Source organism: Labrys sp. (in: a-proteobacteria), from assembly GCF_047605565.1.
Taxonomy (GTDB): Bacteria; Pseudomonadota; Alphaproteobacteria; order Rhizobiales; family Labraceae; genus Labrys; species Labrys neptuniae.
In genome coordinates this window covers 66,221-81,978 of sequence record NZ_JASGFM010000004.1, presented here as the reverse complement: position 1 = coordinate 81,978, position 15,758 = coordinate 66,221, and the positions used below count along the sequence as shown (strand labels likewise).

Here is a 15,758-nt window from a genome sequence, read left to right as displayed (position 1 = left end):
TAATTTTTGGCAAAACAAATAAAACATCACGGAAGCAATTTCTGCCGAACACCTTCGATGGTTTCGAACCGGGCCCTGGCAATCGGCCATTGCCGGGCGTCGATCGCGAGTGCGACCGCTTCCACCAGGGCGATGACACCGATCAGGCTGTCCCAGGGCGAGGGGACGTCGACGCGGGCCCTCAGCACGATATCGGCAACCTGGGCGGCATCCGACATCCACTGGTCGGTAAAGAGAGCGACCACGGCCTCGCGGCTCTTGGCGACCTCGGCCGTACGCACCGTGTCGGCCTGATAGCGGCGGATGTCGAACAGGATCACGACGTCCTTGCGCCGAAGCTCGGCGAGTTCATCGGCGCGTCGCATCAATCCTGCGGAGAACAGCCTGACCCTGCCGCGAAGCTTGCGCAGGTGGAATTCCAGATGGCGTGCAGCCGGCTCGGTGAAGTCGCCGCCAAGCAGAAAGACCTGGCGTCTTTCATCGACGAGAATGTCGACGAGACGCGCGAGCTCCGCCTCATTGATCATGGCGATCGAACCTTGCACCGTCTCGGCGAGGGCGCGCCCGAACTCGAGAAGCGCCGATGTCGAGGCATCCGCATGGGGGCGCGTCAGGGGGAATTCGGCCTGAGCCTCCATTTCCTCGCGCAATGCCCGCCGGAAATCGGCATAGCCCGGAAAGCCGAGCTTGGCCACGAAGCGCAGAATGGTGGGGGCGCTGACCTTGGCTCTCTCGGCGAACAGCGCCACCGTCTCCATGCCGGTGGTTGGGTAGCGGGCGAGGAGGGCGCGCGCTGCACGCTTTTCCGCATCGCTCAGGGACGGCATGGTCGCCGCGACGCGATCGGCTAGCGTCGTGCCGGTCTGGGGCAGGGCGACTCTCGGGGGCTCCATGGCGATACCTTTTCTCGATGTCCGCGCGGATGTTCTGACGTCCGCACGGGTGCCATTGTCTTTCACGATGTCTCGGTACAGGATAGGTCAATTACGGGAAAAACCGTAATTTGAATTACAACAAGTTCCCCATCCCACGAGGACAGCATGGCAGGCCTTCCAGCCATCGATGCGCCGGGCGGAGCCTACCGAGAGCGCGGGATCGTCCCGGCTCGAACGGCGCTGCTCAATGTCGACATGCAGAATGGCGAATTCAATGCGCAGATCCTGGCGCGTGCTCGTACGCCGGGTACGCCGGAAGCGGCAAAGCGGGCCTTCTATGAACGCATCGACAGCGTGGTGATCCCCAACCAGGTCCGCCTGCAGGAAGCGGCGAGGGCCGCCGGCATCGAGGTGATCTTCACCGTGCTGGAAAGCCTGACCCAGGATGGGCGCGACCGCAGCCTCGACCACAAGATCTCGGGCCTGAATTTTCCGAAGGGCTGCTGGGAGGCGAAAGTGATCGAGACCGTCGGTCCCAGGGGGGATGAGATCATCATACCCAAGACGGCATCCGGCATCTTCAACGCCACCAATATCGAATATGTGCTGCGCAATCTCGGTGTGGAGTTCCTGATCGTCTATGGCGTGGTGACCGATCAATGCGTCGAATCCGCCATACGTGACGCCGCCGACCGCGGTTTCCTGGTGACCCAGGTCGAGGATTGCTGCGCGGCCGAGACGCCGGAGAACCATCTGGCTTCGATCGAGAGCATGAAGGGGCACTATTGCCGTACGCGCAGCACGGATGAAATGATTGTCGAAATCAAGCAAATTTCGAGCTAAAAATCATTATTTTCAATAATGTACCATTATATATCTAATGCAGAAGCTTATCGATTTGGAAGGCCCGGGAAGCGCCCCGATCGACCCGCTTCGTCAACGGCGTGCATCGCAGCTTGAAGCGCTGGATCACGCTCGGCTTCGAGATCGGCCGCGGTGAACAAAGTTATCGGAACATCGGGTGGAACACCTTTTATATCATAGGCTTGTCCATTCTTGTTCAAGTAGATTTCATTGGGAACACCGAAGCGCCAGCCATTCGGCAAATGACGGATCAGCACATCGGAGAAGACGCCTTGTGTGTTCTCTCCGATGAAAACGGGTTTATACGTGCGCCCCTGGAGCGACATGGCGAAAGCCTCGGCCGCGCTGACGCTTTCGTGCCCCATCAACAGCGCCATCGGTCCGTAGAAGCCCGGGCGCGGAGAAGGAGCCACCATGATCGGCTGCGGCTCGCTGAATTTCGTCGGATCCGCCGGGTCGATGCGGAAAATCTTGCTGGAAGCGGGATAGGATGTCGCGGTCAGGCGCCCCGCGATCTGCAAGCCCAGCATTTCGGTGCCGCCGCCATTGAGGCGTATGTCGACAACGAGCCCACGCAATCCGGATGCCTTGCCGAAAATATCGTCCAGCGCTGCATCGAGCGCAGCCGTCTGGGCGGCGGTTTCGGCATTCTTGTCATAGTTCTCGAAACTGACGATCAGCAAATAGCCGACACCGTCGGGCAACATGCCGAATGCAAGCTGCCGGTTGCAGTACCAGGCGAGGGGCGTCGTCAGGAACCGCTTTTCAACGATGGTGAGCGCGCGCTGATGGATTGCCTCGCTCCTGGCTGCGGGTGGGCGCCAGCCGCTGAACTCCAGGCCGAGGGCTGGTGCCTCGACCCAGACATGGGCATCTTCGAGGGGCGCCAGCATCTCGCGAAAATGCCTGAAGAGCGTCTGATCGTCCGTCGTTGGTCCGATAGCCTCCCGATGTGCGGCTGTCGTGGCGTCCCAATCCACGTGATGCTGCTTGAAGAATGGATATTGTTCGGCGAAAGTCCGCGCGAAAATATCGAAATTGACGATGGGATCTGCGGTGGCGGCCTGCGAACAGGCCGCGGGCAATGCATCGGTGCGCGTGAGTTGGGTTTGTGTGGCGACCCCGTCGACAGTCAGCACGAGCTGGTTCGGCTGCCGTCCTGGCCGGAACGCGAAGGCATCGGTGACCCCGGTATCGTTGTTGATGCTGGAGCCGGCAAAGCGTGCGGCGTTTTCCGAAGACGCGACCCGTTCGGCAGAAACCGATTTCTGGCAACTGATCGCCGTGATTTCGAAACGCTGCAAATGCCCGCCGCCAATGGCATAGGCATGGCCGTATCCCGTCGTCAGCCAGATGCCATCCGTAAAGTCCGTAGCGGCTCGGGCCGGCGGCGCAAGCAGGAGCAGGCAGACAAGGAGCATGCAGCGCATTGGACGACCTCCAGGGAAACGGCGGTCCTAGCGGCTAAAATTGGCATGCCTGTGAACGGTCGTCGATGGTCGGCGCTGATATGAACTGGGCGGCACGACCGGCATGGCCCGAAAGCGATGCATCGGCGCTGAAAAACCTTGAGCGACAAGCCGGCAATTTCGGTTGCGGGGAGCGATCAGGGGCGGCAGCAAATACCGGCTGAAACCGGGCCAGGAGTGGGGCGGTGGGCCAGGTCTTTAATTCGCATAAGATATATTATGGAACATAAATCCATTCCCCAGCCTGGCCAAAAGCCCGATAAACCGGGCTTTTCTCAAAAAGCCCGGTCTTCGTTCGCACTGAGGATCGATGCGATCCGAGGCTTGATCGCTCTATCGGGCGACGGTGGCAGCAAGGCCGCTGTCGATCTGGCCCGTCACCGCCTGCGGCAGCTTCAGGCGCCCGGCCAGTACATGCAGATAGGAATTCTCGGCCGGCGATGCGGCACCGACAGCGATGCGCGAAACGGCGTAGACCTCGGCCGCCAGTTCCGGCGTGGTCGCGCCACGCACGATCGGCTCCATGTCGAAGGGCTTGCTCAACTCCTGGAAAAGGAAGTTGCGCTCGTCGTCGGAGAGACTGAGCTTGTCGGCATGTCCGAGGATCAGGCTCTGCTCCTCGGCGTCGACATTGCCGTCGGCCTTGGCTGCGTTGATCATCGCACCCAGCAAAAGCTTGGCGTGGCTTTCAGCCGCGGCGGGCGTTTCCACGGGCAGCGCCTCCACTGCGCGTGCCTCGATGACGGGCGGCAGCGGTTGTGGGCTCGACACTTGCGGCGGCAGGAAGCCGCCCGGCGCGCTATTGGCCGCGGCGGCGCCGTTGTCGCCTGTTGCCGGAGCACCGGCCTGCCCAGCCTGGCTGCGCTGCCAGGCATGCAGCGCGAGCGCGCCGATAGCGGCAATGCCGCCATATTTGACGGCGGCGCCGGCCAGGTCTCGGCCGGTTTCGGTGAACAGGATGCCTGCCGCAGCGCCACCCGCCGCCAGCTTCTTGCCTGGCGTGTTGAGAACTTGACCGCCGGCACCCAGCACTTTTCCAAGCAGATTGTTCAGATCCATTATCCGTTCTTGCTCCTCTACGATCGCCCAGCCCGAGCTCGCCACGAACTTTCGGACGTCTCCATCTTGGGATTCGACCGGATCGATCAGCACGGCCGGATGTGGTGCCAAGAACCCGGCGGCTTCAAGGCCGCCAATATGAAATCTTGGTCATGAAGGCAATGCGAATTTGATATTAAATTACATATTTATTGTTATATTTCAATATATTGAAGTTTTAATCGAATCTAATGTCTTGAGGCGTCATTGCGGTGTCGAGACGCCCGGAACCTTGTCCAGGGACAAGGTGGTGCCGGTTTTGACCCGATCCATCACCACGAAAGTCCGGAAGCGCTTGACGTTGCTGTTGGCGAAGAACAGCCGGCGCGTCAGTGCTTCATAATCAGCCATCGATGGCACGTTCAAGATCAGCACGAAGTCCGTTTCTCCGGCGACATAGTAGCATTGCTGCACGCTGGCTTCGGCGAGGAATGCCTTCTTGGCCTCGTCGATCAAGACGCTTCGCTCGCGCTCGAGATCGACATTGACCACGATGGTCAACGGCTGGCCAATCTTTGCCGGATCGAGCGTGGCAACATTGGCGGTTATGACGCCACTCTCCTCCAAGCGCCGGATGCGGCGTTGTACGGCCGGCGCCGACAGATGGATGGCCTCGGCGATCTTGCGCTGCGGCGTGTGATTGTCGCGTTGCAGGATAGCCAGGATGGCGACATCGAAGCCGTCAAGTTCGAGGGATGAACCGGAAATGCGTGGCATCGCGACCCGACGATACAAAATTGCACCAACGATCTCCAATCAGAGCGCATTCATCGGCTCTTACGCAATAGGATTGCGCTTGAGAAATGGAGATCCCCGATGCTTCTGCTCAATTCCGATGCGTACTATCGCTCCCCACTCCTCGCCGACGACCGTTCCACGCTGGGACGCGCCGGTGCGGACGAAGTCGAGCGCTTCCTGGCCGTTCGGGCCGACCACCATCCGACCCCCCTGCTCTCTCTGCCCGCTCTCGCGACGCGGCTCGGTATCGGCGAACTCCTCGTAAAAGATGAGGCTCACCGTCTAGGTCTTTGTAGTTTCAAGGCTCTTGGCGGAGCCTATGCCGTGGTGCGGCTGGTGATCGAGAAGGCCAGCCGGCAGCTGGGGCGGACAGTCGATTATACGCAACTCGGGCAGGATGAGGTCAGATCGGTCGCCGCCGAAATGGTTTTCGCCTGTGCGACAGACGGCAATCACGGTCGCTCCGTGGCCCAGGGGGCCCGGTTTGTCGGGGCGAAGGCCGTGATCTTCGTGCATGGCGGTGTGAGCCCGGGGCGCGTGCAGGCGATCGCGGCGTTCGGGGCTGAGATCGTGCGGGTGGGTGGCACCTATGACGACTCCGTGGCCGAGGCCGCGCGTGTCAGCCAAGCCAGGGGCTGGACTGTCGTCTCCGACACGTCCTGGGCAGGCTATGAGCGCATCCCGAGCCTGGTGATGCAGGGCTACACCACCATTCTGCGAGAAGCCTTGCAGCAGATGCGCGAACCGCCGACCCATTTATTCGTCCAGGCCGGTGTCGGCGGCATTGCGGCAGCGCTTGGCGGCCATGCTGCACTCGTCCTCGAAGCGCAGCGGCCGAAGCTGGTGGTGGTCGAGCCGGCGCTCTCGGCCTGTATCTTCGCCAGCGCGCAGGCCGGCCAGCCCGTGAAGGTCGACCATGGTGCTCCCACGGTGATGGCGATGCTGGAATGCTACGAGCCGTCCCAGGTCGCATGGCGGATCCTGATGCGCGTGGCGGACGGTTTCATGACGGTGGAGGACGAGGAAGCGATCGCGGCGATGAAGGCCCTGGCGCGTCCCTTGCCGGGCGATCCAGCTATCGTCGCGGGCGAGAGCGGCGCGGCCGGCCTGGCCGGCTTGCTCCGGGCGGCTCGGGGCGATGCCATGCGCCAGGCACTCGGCCTGGATGCCAATGCCCGCGTCCTGGTGATCAACAGCGAAGGCGCCACCGATCCCGCACGATACCGGGATCTTGTCGGCCTCGACCCGGCGGATGTGCGGATGGCAAATGGGGAGATTCAGGCATGAGCGAGGTATCCATCCAGGCCGAGCGCTTGCTGGGGCGGCTGCGCAGTCTCGGGGCGATCGGGCGTGGGGACGACGGCCGGCTGACCCGATTGGCCGCATCCGACGCCGACAGAGCGGGGCGCGACAGCCTGGTTCGATGGCTCGAGGATGCGGGCCTCGAGGTCGCGATCGACAGGATCGGCAATATCTTCGGTATCTGGCGTCCGGAGAGCGTAAGGGACGATGCCCCGGTCCTCCTCGGCTCGCATATCGACACCGTCATCGACGCCGGAATCTATGACGGTTGCTATGGTGTTCTGTCGGGCCTCGAAGTGATCGAGACGCTGAAATCCTCCGGCTGGCGCCCAAGTCGCCCGATCGCCATAGCCGCCTTCACCAATGAGGAAGGCGTACGTTATGCGCCGGACATGATGGGTTCACTGGTCCATGCCGGCGGATTGTCGGTCGAGGAGGCGCTGGCCTCCATCGGCATCGATGGCACCAGGCTTGGCGAGGAACTGCGGCGGATCGGCTATGCGGGCGAACGGGAGCCCGGTTTCCTCAAGCCACATGCCTATCTGGAGCTTCATATCGAGCAAGGCCCGGTACTCGAACGCGAAGGTCTGGCCATTGGTGCTGTCGAGACGCTGCAAGGCATCTCCTGGCAACGCGTCACCATCGAGGGCGTCGCCAATCACGCCGGCACCACCCCTATGTCGCTGCGCCATGATGCCGGCCATGCCGCGGCGCGCGTGATTACCTTTCTGCGCGAGCAGGCCGTTGCCGCCGACATGCCGTCGGTGGCGACCGTCGGCAGTCTTCGGTTCGAGCCGAATGCCATCAACGTCATCCCGGCACGGGCGAACCTTACGGTGGACCTGCGCGATCCCGATGAGATGCGCCTGCGCGAGGCGGAAAGCGCCCTCGCCTCTTTCCTTGATGAGCTCGCCCGGTCGGAGGGCGTCGCGGTATCCGTCGAGCGCCTCGCCCGATTCGAGCCGGTTGTCTTCGACAGGGGGGTGGTGGATCGGATCGAACAGGCGGCCGGCCGCCGGGGCCTACCCTGCCGCCGGATGACCTCCGGTGCGGGCCATGATGCCCAGATGATGGCGCGGATCGCGCCCTCGGCCATGATCTTCGTGCCCAGCATTGCCGGAATTAGTCATAATCCCAAGGAGTTCACGCCGGATGCCGATCTTCTTGCCGGTGCGAACGTGCTCCTTGATGTGGTGCGAAGTCTCACGGCGGCAGGATGATTCCGATCCACTGCAGCCGATCAATCGTCTGAAAAATTCTATTTATCTAATTGATATCAGATGATTATCCAGCATCCTTGAGGCGTGAGGTCGAAAGTTCTCCCGCTGCCTCGAGGATCGGATAGGCCACGGCCGTCAGATGAGCGACGATGCGCTTGAGGTCGCGGATGACGTCCATATGCAGCGAACTGGTCTCGATCGAGGCCAGCGTACCGGCCCGCAGGCGATTGAGGTGGCTCTCCGCCGCCGAGCGTTCGAAATTGCGGATATGATCCTTGGCCACCACCAATTGGCGGGCCATGACGGGATCCTGGGTCATGAACACCGTGATGGCGAGGCGCATCTGCGCCACCACTTCGCGATGCATGGCCTTGATTTCAGCCCAGCCCTCGCTTGAGAAGCTCAGATTGAGCCGCTGCTTCTTGGCGGCCAGTTCAAGCAGGGTCTTATCGAGGATGTCGCCGACATGTTCGAGATTGGTGGTGAACAGGATGAGCTCGAACGCCTTCCGGCTCATGTCCTTGTCGAGCGGCGTGCGGGTCAGCCGGGTCAGATAGAGTTTGATGTTCTCCTGCAACCGGTCGACTTGATAGTCGAGCTGGCTGATTTGCTTGCGCCTGGAATCGTCCTGTTCCTCGAAGGTTATGATCGATTCCCGCAGCATGATCTCAACCAGTTCGGCCAGCCGGATCACCTCGCGCGAGGCAGCCACCAGAGCGACCGAGGGGCTGTCGAAATCCCCTTCGTCGAGTACAGGCGAGGGGCGCTCGCCAATCGGCGCCTCCGGCGCCCTCACCAGCCTTTCGAGCAGGCGGGCGGTCTGGTCGATGAAAGGCAGGAAGACGATCAGAAGAGCTAAGTTGAAGCCGACATGGAAATTGGCGATCTGGCGGGCCCCGGAGGCTTCCAATTGCGCCAGCCAGGGCTGAATGAGGCCGATCAGGGGCAAGAGCACCACGGCCCCGACCAGGCGGGTGCCGAGATTGCCGAGCAAAGCGCGTCGGACTTCGATCGGGGCAGCCAGAGACAGACCGAGAGGAGCCAGTCCCGAGCCGATATTGGCCCCCAGCACCAGGGCAAGGCCGAGTGGAATGCCCACCACCCCTGCCCCCGAGAGCGACATCACCAGCAGCAGGATCGCCACGCTCGAATGCACCAGCCAAGCCAGTCCAGCCCCGATCAGCAGCGCAGCCCAGGGCTGGCCATTGAGGCGTTCGAAGATCAACGTCATGATTTCGCTCTGGCGGATCGGATCGGCGATCCCGACGACCAGGTGCAGCGACAGGATCATCAGTCCGAGGCCGATCATGGCGCGGCCGACATTCTGCGAGACGGATGAGCGCCCGAGCATGAACGAAGCCACGCCCGCGATGATCAGGACGGGCATCAGGGCCGACAGATCGAAGGACAATGCCTGAACCACGAGCGTGGTGCCGACATTGCTGCCGAGTAAGACGGCCAGGGCCATGGCGAGCGTGAGGAAGCCCCGCTCGACGAAGGACATCACCAGAAGGGTCGAGCCGGTCGAACTCTGCAGGGCTGCCGCCACCCCTGCCCCCGCCAGGCAGGCGGAAAACCGATTGGAAGTGGCCCGCGAAATCACGCCGCGCAATCGTTCGCCGAAGGCCCGCATGATCCCCGTCTTGACCAGGCGGGTGGACCAGATCAGGAGTGCGACACCTGCGAGAAGATTGAGAAAAACGTGCTGACCAGCCAACCGAGCAATTCCTTAGGACGAATCCTTTTCATGACAAGAAAGAGGAATCTATCACATAAGCAATTGAAACAGCATGAACATTAACGTCATATTTCGACGCTTGCGGTCAATTTGTTCCGAAACGTTTTGCGATCTGGCGATCACGCCACGGATCGCAAAAACGTGTCGAACCAAGGAGTGAGAGCGGTGGAGCGCTACCGTCTAGGCGCGGCCTGCTCCCGGTGGTGCCAGTTCGATGCGCATGCCGTCATAGCCCGGTTCCACGCCCGCCGGCAGGCTGCGTCGCAAGGTCTGATAATCCATGTCCGTGTGCATGTTGGTCAGGATGGCGCGGCGCGGTTTCAATTTCTCGATCCAGGCCAGTGTCTCCGGCAGTGACCAATGGCTGGGATGCGGCGTGGGGCGAAGCGCGTCGACGATCCAGATGTCGAGGTCCTGAAGCAATGCTTCGCTTTCTCTAGGCAATCCATTGATATCGCTGGAATATGCAAAGTCCCCAATCCTGAATCCGAGGGATTGGATGTCGCCGTGGTCCTGCTCGAACGGCAGAGCCGTGATCGAGCCGCCGGCGCCGTCGACACTGACCGCCTGCCCGACCGTGATCGTGTTGAGCGTCAGGATGGGAGGATAGGACGAGCCCGGTGGCGTCTCGAAGCAATAGTCGAAACGGTTTCGCAGCAGGGCAGCGGTGCGTCGGTCGGCGTAGACGTCGACAAGGCTGCGCTGATAAAGCGCCAGCACGCGCAGATCGTCGATACCATGGGTATGATCGGCGTGATCATGAGTGTAGAGCACGCCGTCGACCGCCTTGACCTCGGCGTCCAGCAATTGCTGGCGCATGTCGGCGCCGGTATCGATCAGCACCGTGGTACGGCCGCCTTCCGCTCCATCCTGTTCGAGCAGGAGGGCGCAGCGCCGGCGCCGGTTGCGTGGCTCGTGGGGATCGCAACTGCCCCAGCCAAATCCGACCCGGGGGATGCCGCCGGAGGAACCGCAGCCCAGCAATGTCGCAGTCAACTTCATGGCGTCAGGCTGCTGCCTTGATACCGTCGGGACGCGGCATCTTGGTGAAGAGGCGGAAGGCGTTCTCGCTGGTTTGCCTCGCCACCTCGCTTTCGTTCAAGCCGATGGTCTCAGCCAGGATCCGCGCGGTATTGGCCATAAAGGCTGGCTCGTTGCGCTTGCCGCGGAATGGCATGGGCGCGAGATAGGGCGCATCCGTTTCAACCAGCAGCCGGTCATGTGGGACGAAGCGGGCGATATCCCGGATCTCCTCGGCCGACTTGAAGGTGAGGATGCCGGAGAAGGAGACGTAGAAACCGAGCGCGAGCCCCCGCCGGGCCAGTTCGGGGCCGGACGAATAGCAATGGAGGACGGCGCTGAAGGCCCCCTTCTCCATTTCTTCCTCGAGAATGTCGCCGATGTCCTTGTCGGCCTGGCGGGCATGGATCACCAGCGGCAGTCCCGTGAGCCGTGCCGCGGCGATATGCTTGCGAAACCCGCGCGCCTGCATGTCGCGCGGTGCGTAGTCATAGTGATAGTCCAGCCCGGCCTCGCCGATCGCCACCACCTTGGGATGGGCGGCGAGTTCCAGGATGGTGTCGAGCGGGATGTCGTCCTCCTCATGGGCGTGCAGGCAATGCGTGCCGATCGAGCCGAAGACGTCGTCATAGCGCTCGATCAGTGCCCTGATCTTCTCGAACTGGCGGATACGGGTCGAGATGGTGATCATGCGCCCGATCCCGGCCTGGCGGGCACGTGCCACGACGTCGTCGATCTCGGCTTGCAGGTCGGGAAAATCGAGATGGCAGTGGCTATCGATCAGCATGGTTCAGCTTGTCCGTCTCAGGCCTTGCCTGCCCCGTCGACCGCCTCGACATAGCGGGGGAACACGGCTGTCGGTGCCGGCAGTTCGGCGTCCGGTGATAGGCGGCCGTCAATGCCGAGATGGTCGAAGTCGCGCGCGTCTTCCGGCACAGCCAACTGGTCGAGCAGTCGCGCTGCCCCTGCCGGGATCACCGGCTGGGCCAGGATGGCAACCTGGCGGACCACCTCGGCCGTGACGTAAAGCACCGTCTCCATGCGCGCCGGGTTGCTGGTCTTCAGCTTCCAGGGCTCTTCGGCCGCAAAATAGCGGTTGGCTTCGCCCACGACGCTCCACAGATCGGCCAGGATGGTGTGCAGGGCGAAATTGAAGATGGCGTCCCGAGCCTGCCAGATCAGGTTGTCCGCCGCCTTCAGCAATTGTTCGTCGGACGGCAGGAGATCGCCGGGGCTGGGTACCTTGCCACCGCAATTGGCCGCGATCATCTTCAGACAGCGATTGGCCAGATTGCCGAAATCATTGGCGAGGTCGGCATTGATGCGGTTGACGATCGCTTCATGCGAATAATTGCCGTCCTGGCCGAAGGGAACCTCGCGCAGGAAGAAATAGCGCAACTGGTCGACGCCGTAATGCTCGGCAAGGGTGAAGGGATCGATCACGTTGCCGACCGATTTCGACATCTTCTCGCCGCGGTTGAACAGGAAGCCATGGCCGAAGACGCGATGCGGCAACTCGATACCGGCCGACATCAGGAAAGCAGGCCAATAGACCGTGTGGAAGCGCACGATGTCCTTGCCGATGATATGCACGCTGGCCGGCCAGAATTTGGAGCGTTCGGTATCGGTATCCGGAAAGCCTGTCGCCGTCAGGTAATTGGTGAGGGCATCGACCCAGACATACATCACGTGCTTGGGGTTGCCGGGAACCGGCACGCCCCAATCGAAGGTGGTGCGGCTGATGGAAAGGTCACGCAGGCCCGAGCGCACGAAACTCAGGATCTCGTTGCGGCGTTCCTCCGGGCCGATGAAGCCAGGATGGCTCTCATAATGCTTCAGCAGGCGATCCTGATAGGCGGAAAGGCGAAAGAAATAGCTTTCCTCCTCCACCCATTCCACCTTGGCACCGGTCTCGATCACCGAACGGGAGCCATCGGAATTGAGAGCCAGGTCCTTCTCGTCGAAGAAGGCTTCGTCGCGCACCGAATACCAGCCCGAATATTTCGACAGATAGATGTCGCCGGCCGCCTCCATCCGGCGCCAGATTTCCTGGCAGGCGCGATGATGGCGCTCTTCGCTGGTGCGGATGAAATCGTCGTTCGACGCATTGAGCACCCGGGCCATCTCGCGGAAATATTCCGAGTTCTGATCGGCCAGGGCCTGGGCCGTGGTGCCCTGCTTGGCCGCCGTCTGCAGCATCTTCTGGCCGTGCTCGTCGGTGCCTGTGAGGAAGAACACATCATTCCCGTCGAGCCGCTTGAAGCGGGCGATGGCATCGGTCGCGATCAGCTCATAGGCATGCCCGATATGGGGTTTGCCATTGGGATAGGAGATCGCCGTGGTGATGTAATAGGTGTCTTTCTCGGCCATCGATGACGCTTTTCCTGACAACGATGCGCGACACCGCCAGTCAGGCCGCGCATCAGGGATTCCTGATGTAGAGCATTTTCGGAGAAAGTTGAGAGACTTTTCGCCGGAAAATGCCTGGGGCGTTTCGCGAGTCGACGCAATTTCGTCTAAACGCAAAACCCTTCAGGCTGCGGAAGCTTCGGCGAGCAAGCCGAGGGTCGCGAGCACGAAAGGTTTGCGGTCGAGATTATAGGCCTCGACATCACGCGCAGCATGGCGGGCCTTCTCCCATACATCAGCCCAGCGCGCAAGGCGGGCCACGGGTTCGCCACGTGCCGCCAGCAGGCGCTGATGCAGCCATTCGTCGAGGAAGTCGAGCAGGAGCGCGAAATTCTCGTCGCCTGCCTTGTTGGCGCAGCGGTCGGCGAGAGCATGGGCTGCAGCCACGTCGATCCGGGGCAGCTTGGCCAGCAGGTCCGTGAGGGAGCGGTGCAGGGATACCCCCTCCCCGTCCGCCAGGGTCAAGGCGCGCCTGACGCTGCCCTGCGCCAGGGCAGCTCCTGCAGCCAGCCTCTCTTCGGGCAGGTCTGGACGCGCCTGTGCCGCTGCCTTGAGGACATCGGCGTCGCCGAGGGGATCGAGCGTGAGCAGCCGGCAGCGCGAGCGGATGGTCGGCAGGAGGCGGGCCGGCTGATGCGATATCATCAGGAAAAGCACCCGCGGCGGCGGCTCTTCCAGGACTTTGAGCAGGGCGTTGGCGCCCTCACGTGCCAGGTCTTCGGCAGAGTCGATGATGGCGATGCGCCACCCCCCTGCCCCGGCGGTCGAGCCGAGGAAACGCACCACGCTGCGGACGTCGTCGACACGAATGTTGGAATAGAACCCCTTGGTCTTGTCGTTGGGAAGGCGACGCAGCACCGCAAGATCGACATGGGATTGCGACACGATCTGGCGTGCCGCCGTGGCGTCCGCGGCGACCGAGAGGCTGGTCGCCTCGCCGAGTTGGTGAGGATCGGGATGGGTCAGCACGAATTTGGCCATGCGATAGGCCAGCGTTGCCTTGCCGACGCCCTCGGGGCCACCCAACAGCCAGGCGTGATGGATGCGGCCTGAACGATAGGCGCTCAGCAAAGCCTGCTCTGCCCGGTCTTGGCCGATCAATTGCATGGTTTCGCGCGGATGCGGGCTGTCGGCCAGCATGTCGCTTTCGAGGCGTTCGCTCATGCCGGCACCCGGGCCGCATCGAGGTCGAGCCTTCTTCGCACGACGCCGAGAATCGCCGCGGCAACCTCGTCCTGCGAGGCGGAGGCATCGACGACGGCGCAGCGGCGAGGTTCGAATTCGGCGATGGCCAGGAAGGCCTCGCGCAGCTTTTCATGGAAAACCAGGCTCTCTCCCTCGAAGCGATCGATGGCCGCGCCGCGGGAGCGGACCCTGGCGAGCCCATCACGGGCCGGCATGTCGAGAATGAGCGTGAGGTCGGGCACGGTGGAACCCACCACCACGCGTTCGATCGAGCGGATCAAGGCTGGCTCGACCTCGCCCAGCACGCCCTGATAGGCGCGAGTCGAATCCATGAAGCGATCGCATAGCACCCACGCCCCCCTTGCCAAGGCCGGCCTGATCGTTGCGTTGAGATGATCGTCGCGCGCCGCATAGAACAGAATCGTTTCGGCAAAGGGGCCGAAATGCTTGGCGCCGCCGGAAAGCAGCACTTCACGCAATTCCTCGGCATGCGGCGAGCCGCCGGGCTCGCGGGTCAGCAGGGTCTCGACGCCGAGCGCGTTCAAGGATGCCGCCAGCCGGCGGATCTGGGTAGACTTACCCACACCCTCGCCGCCTTCGAACGTTATGAACCGGCCCTTCATCGCTTGTCGTGCCCACCCTGTATCAATCCGATGCCAAGCTCGTAGATAGCACCGAATGCGCGTTGGGGAAGACTGCCGACTGGCACATCGGCGGCTGCATACAGGGGAATTTCCAGAGACACCTGTCCCTCGCGCAGGATCTGGAGCCGGCCGACGGCGCTGTTTTTCTGTACCGGGGCCTCGAGGGGCCCGTCATAGAGCAATTTGGCACTGAGTTTTTCCGTGCCGCTGCTGTCTACCAGCATGGAGACGTCGCGATCGGCCACGACGGGCACGGAATTGGCCGTGCCGCCATAGACGGAAGCCTCGCCGACGATCTCCCCCTTGGCGAAGACGAGACGCGGGCGGAATGAATTTTCGGCCCATTCAAGGACCCGTTTGGCTTCCGTCGCCCGTTCGGCATTCGATTGCAGGCCGTGCAGCACCATGATGAAGTGCTGGTCGCCGTGAAGGGCCGAAACGACCACGCCATAGCCCGCCGTGTCGGATGCTCCGGTGACGCCGCCATCGACCCCCAAGCCCTGGGTGAGCAGGGGATTGCGGTTGGTCTGCCGGATCTTGTTCCAGGTGAAATCCCGCTCCTGGTAGATGGCATAGATGTCCGGCTCGTTCCGGCGGAGCCAGCCGAGCAGCCGGGCGAGGTCCCGCGCCGTGGTCAATTGGGCCGGATCGGCAAAGCCGGTGACATTGCGGAACTGCGTGTGCTGCAAGCCGATTTCGGCGGCCAGCGTGTTCATCCGCGGCACCAGGCCCTCGAGCTGGCCCGTGAGCCCCGCCGACAACGCGAGGCAGGCATCATTGGCGGCCTGGACCATCACCCCGCGCAGGAGATCATCGACACGCACCCGGCTCCTCACGGCGGCGAACATGGTGGCACTGCCCGAGGGGGCACCACCCTTGCGCCAGATGTCCTCCGAAATCGGATATTCGGTCTCTCTCGAAGCCTGGCCCTTGCGCAGGGCTTCGGCGACGACGGCGACGGTCATGATCTTGGCCATGGCGGCTGGCTCGACCGGCTTGTCGGCGTTCTTGTCGAGCAGGACCGTGCCCGAACCTGTTTCGATCACCAGGGCGATCGGCGCGGTGGTGGTGAACGGCTCCGCACGCAACGGTGGCACCAGCACGACGGCCGCCAGAAATAGCCCGATGACAACGCTTTTCATCGCCGATGTCCGTTCTGCCCGATAGTACCAAATTCGCGCGCTCCGGCGCAATTG

14 protein-coding genes are annotated in these 15,758 nt (G+C 62.4%); 3 read left to right on the top strand and 11 right to left on the bottom strand.

Annotation, left to right across the window (positions count from 1 at the left end):
• Window positions 1-26: 26 nt before the first annotated feature.
• On the bottom strand, window positions 27-893 hold the full coding sequence (locus QM672_RS05830; protein ID WP_311936071.1) for a MurR/RpiR family transcriptional regulator: 867 nt from the start codon (window positions 891-893) through the stop codon (window positions 27-29).
• Window positions 894-1,040: 147 nt separating this feature from the next.
• Here QM672_RS05830 and QM672_RS05825 point away from each other — a divergent pair, with 147 nt between their 5' ends.
• On the top strand, window positions 1,041-1,718 hold the full coding sequence (locus QM672_RS05825) for a cysteine hydrolase family protein (RefSeq protein WP_311936074.1): 678 nt from the start codon (window positions 1,041-1,043) through the stop codon (window positions 1,716-1,718).
• A gap of 47 nt (window positions 1,719-1,765) precedes the next feature.
• Here QM672_RS05825 and QM672_RS05820 read toward each other — a convergent pair whose 3' ends face one another.
• From QM672_RS05820 to QM672_RS05810, 3 genes are all read right to left on the bottom strand, one after another.
• Complete coding sequence (locus QM672_RS05820; RefSeq protein WP_415081223.1) at window positions 1,766-3,169, bottom strand: S41 family peptidase; 1,404 nt, start codon at window positions 3,167-3,169, stop codon at window positions 1,766-1,768.
• Window positions 3,170-3,541: 372 nt separating this feature from the next.
• Window positions 3,542-4,267: a tellurite resistance TerB family protein gene (locus QM672_RS05815; RefSeq protein ID WP_415081221.1), complete on the bottom strand. Its 726-nt coding sequence runs from the start codon at window positions 4,265-4,267 to the stop codon at window positions 3,542-3,544.
• Window positions 4,268-4,510: 243 nt separating this feature from the next.
• On the bottom strand, window positions 4,511-5,023 hold the full coding sequence (locus tag QM672_RS05810) for an Lrp/AsnC family transcriptional regulator (RefSeq protein ID WP_415081219.1): 513 nt from the start codon (window positions 5,021-5,023) through the stop codon (window positions 4,511-4,513).
• A 99-nt stretch (window positions 5,024-5,122) separates the two neighbouring features.
• Between QM672_RS05810 and QM672_RS05805 the strand changes: the two genes are divergently transcribed.
• A complete protein-coding gene (locus QM672_RS05805; RefSeq protein ID WP_415081217.1) occupies window positions 5,123-6,331 on the top strand; it encodes a diaminopropionate ammonia-lyase in 1,209 nt (402 codons plus the stop codon).
• Complete coding sequence (locus QM672_RS05800) at window positions 6,328-7,566, top strand: Zn-dependent hydrolase (protein WP_415081215.1); 1,239 nt, start codon at window positions 6,328-6,330, stop codon at window positions 7,564-7,566. Before QM672_RS05805 ends, QM672_RS05800 begins: the two co-directional genes overlap by 4 nt.
• Window positions 7,567-7,630: 64 nt before the next feature.
• Here QM672_RS05800 and QM672_RS05795 read toward each other — a convergent pair whose 3' ends face one another.
• From QM672_RS05795 to QM672_RS05765, 7 genes are all read right to left on the bottom strand, one after another.
• Window positions 7,631-9,283, bottom strand: coding sequence for a Na/Pi cotransporter family protein (locus QM672_RS05795; RefSeq protein ID WP_311936090.1), 1,653 nt, complete (start codon window positions 9,281-9,283; stop codon window positions 7,631-7,633).
• A 201-nt stretch (window positions 9,284-9,484) separates the two neighbouring features.
• Window positions 9,485-10,306, bottom strand: coding sequence for an MBL fold metallo-hydrolase (locus QM672_RS05790; protein WP_415081213.1), 822 nt, complete (start codon window positions 10,304-10,306; stop codon window positions 9,485-9,487).
• A 4-nt stretch (window positions 10,307-10,310) separates the two neighbouring features.
• Window positions 10,311-11,111, bottom strand: coding sequence for a TatD family hydrolase (locus tag QM672_RS05785; protein WP_415081211.1), 801 nt, complete (start codon window positions 11,109-11,111; stop codon window positions 10,311-10,313).
• Window positions 11,112-11,128: 17 nt separating this feature from the next.
• Window positions 11,129-12,694, bottom strand: a complete 1,566-nt coding sequence (gene metG / locus QM672_RS05780) for a methionine--tRNA ligase (protein ID WP_367622754.1) — start codon at window positions 12,692-12,694, stop codon at window positions 11,129-11,131.
• Window positions 12,695-12,856: 162 nt separating this feature from the next.
• Window positions 12,857-13,897, bottom strand: a complete 1,041-nt coding sequence (locus QM672_RS05775) for a DNA polymerase III subunit delta' (RefSeq protein ID WP_415081209.1) — start codon at window positions 13,895-13,897, stop codon at window positions 12,857-12,859.
• Window positions 13,894-14,541, bottom strand: a complete 648-nt coding sequence (gene tmk / locus QM672_RS05770; RefSeq protein ID WP_415081207.1) for a dTMP kinase — start codon at window positions 14,539-14,541, stop codon at window positions 13,894-13,896. The genes QM672_RS05775 and tmk overlap by 4 nt, the downstream gene beginning before the upstream one ends.
• A complete protein-coding gene (locus QM672_RS05765; protein ID WP_311936116.1) occupies window positions 14,538-15,704 on the bottom strand; it encodes a D-alanyl-D-alanine carboxypeptidase family protein in 1,167 nt (388 codons plus the stop codon). Before QM672_RS05765 ends, tmk begins: the two co-directional genes overlap by 4 nt.
• Between the last annotated feature and the right edge of the window lie 54 nt (window positions 15,705-15,758).

Coding starts and splice junctions, on each gene's coding strand:
- QM672_RS05830 (WP_311936071.1), bottom strand. CDS start 893: ATGGAGCCCCCGAGAGTCGCCCTGCCCCAGACCGGCACGACGCTAGCC.
- QM672_RS05825 (WP_311936074.1), top strand. CDS start 1,041: ATGGCAGGCCTTCCAGCCATCGATGCGCCGGGCGGAGCCTACCGAGAG.
- QM672_RS05820 (WP_415081223.1), bottom strand. CDS start 3,169: ATGCGCTGCATGCTCCTTGTCTGCCTGCTCCTGCTTGCGCCGCCGGCC.
- QM672_RS05815 (WP_415081221.1), bottom strand. CDS start 4,267: ATGGATCTGAACAATCTGCTTGGAAAAGTGCTGGGTGCCGGCGGTCAA.
- QM672_RS05810 (WP_415081219.1), bottom strand. CDS start 5,023: ATGCCACGCATTTCCGGTTCATCCCTCGAACTTGACGGCTTCGATGTC.
- QM672_RS05805 (WP_415081217.1), top strand. CDS start 5,123: ATGCTTCTGCTCAATTCCGATGCGTACTATCGCTCCCCACTCCTCGCC.
- QM672_RS05800 (WP_415081215.1), top strand. CDS start 6,328: ATGAGCGAGGTATCCATCCAGGCCGAGCGCTTGCTGGGGCGGCTGCGC.
- QM672_RS05790 (WP_415081213.1), bottom strand. CDS start 10,306: ATGAAGTTGACTGCGACATTGCTGGGCTGCGGTTCCTCCGGCGGCATC.
- QM672_RS05785 (WP_415081211.1), bottom strand. CDS start 11,111: ATGCTGATCGATAGCCACTGCCATCTCGATTTTCCCGACCTGCAAGCC.
- metG (WP_367622754.1), bottom strand. CDS start 12,694: ATGGCCGAGAAAGACACCTATTACATCACCACGGCGATCTCCTATCCC.
- QM672_RS05775 (WP_415081209.1), bottom strand. CDS start 13,897: ATGAGCGAACGCCTCGAAAGCGACATGCTGGCCGACAGCCCGCATCCG.
- tmk (WP_415081207.1), bottom strand. CDS start 14,541: ATGAAGGGCCGGTTCATAACGTTCGAAGGCGGCGAGGGTGTGGGTAAG.
- QM672_RS05765 (WP_311936116.1), bottom strand. CDS start 15,704: ATGAAAAGCGTTGTCATCGGGCTATTTCTGGCGGCCGTCGTGCTGGTG.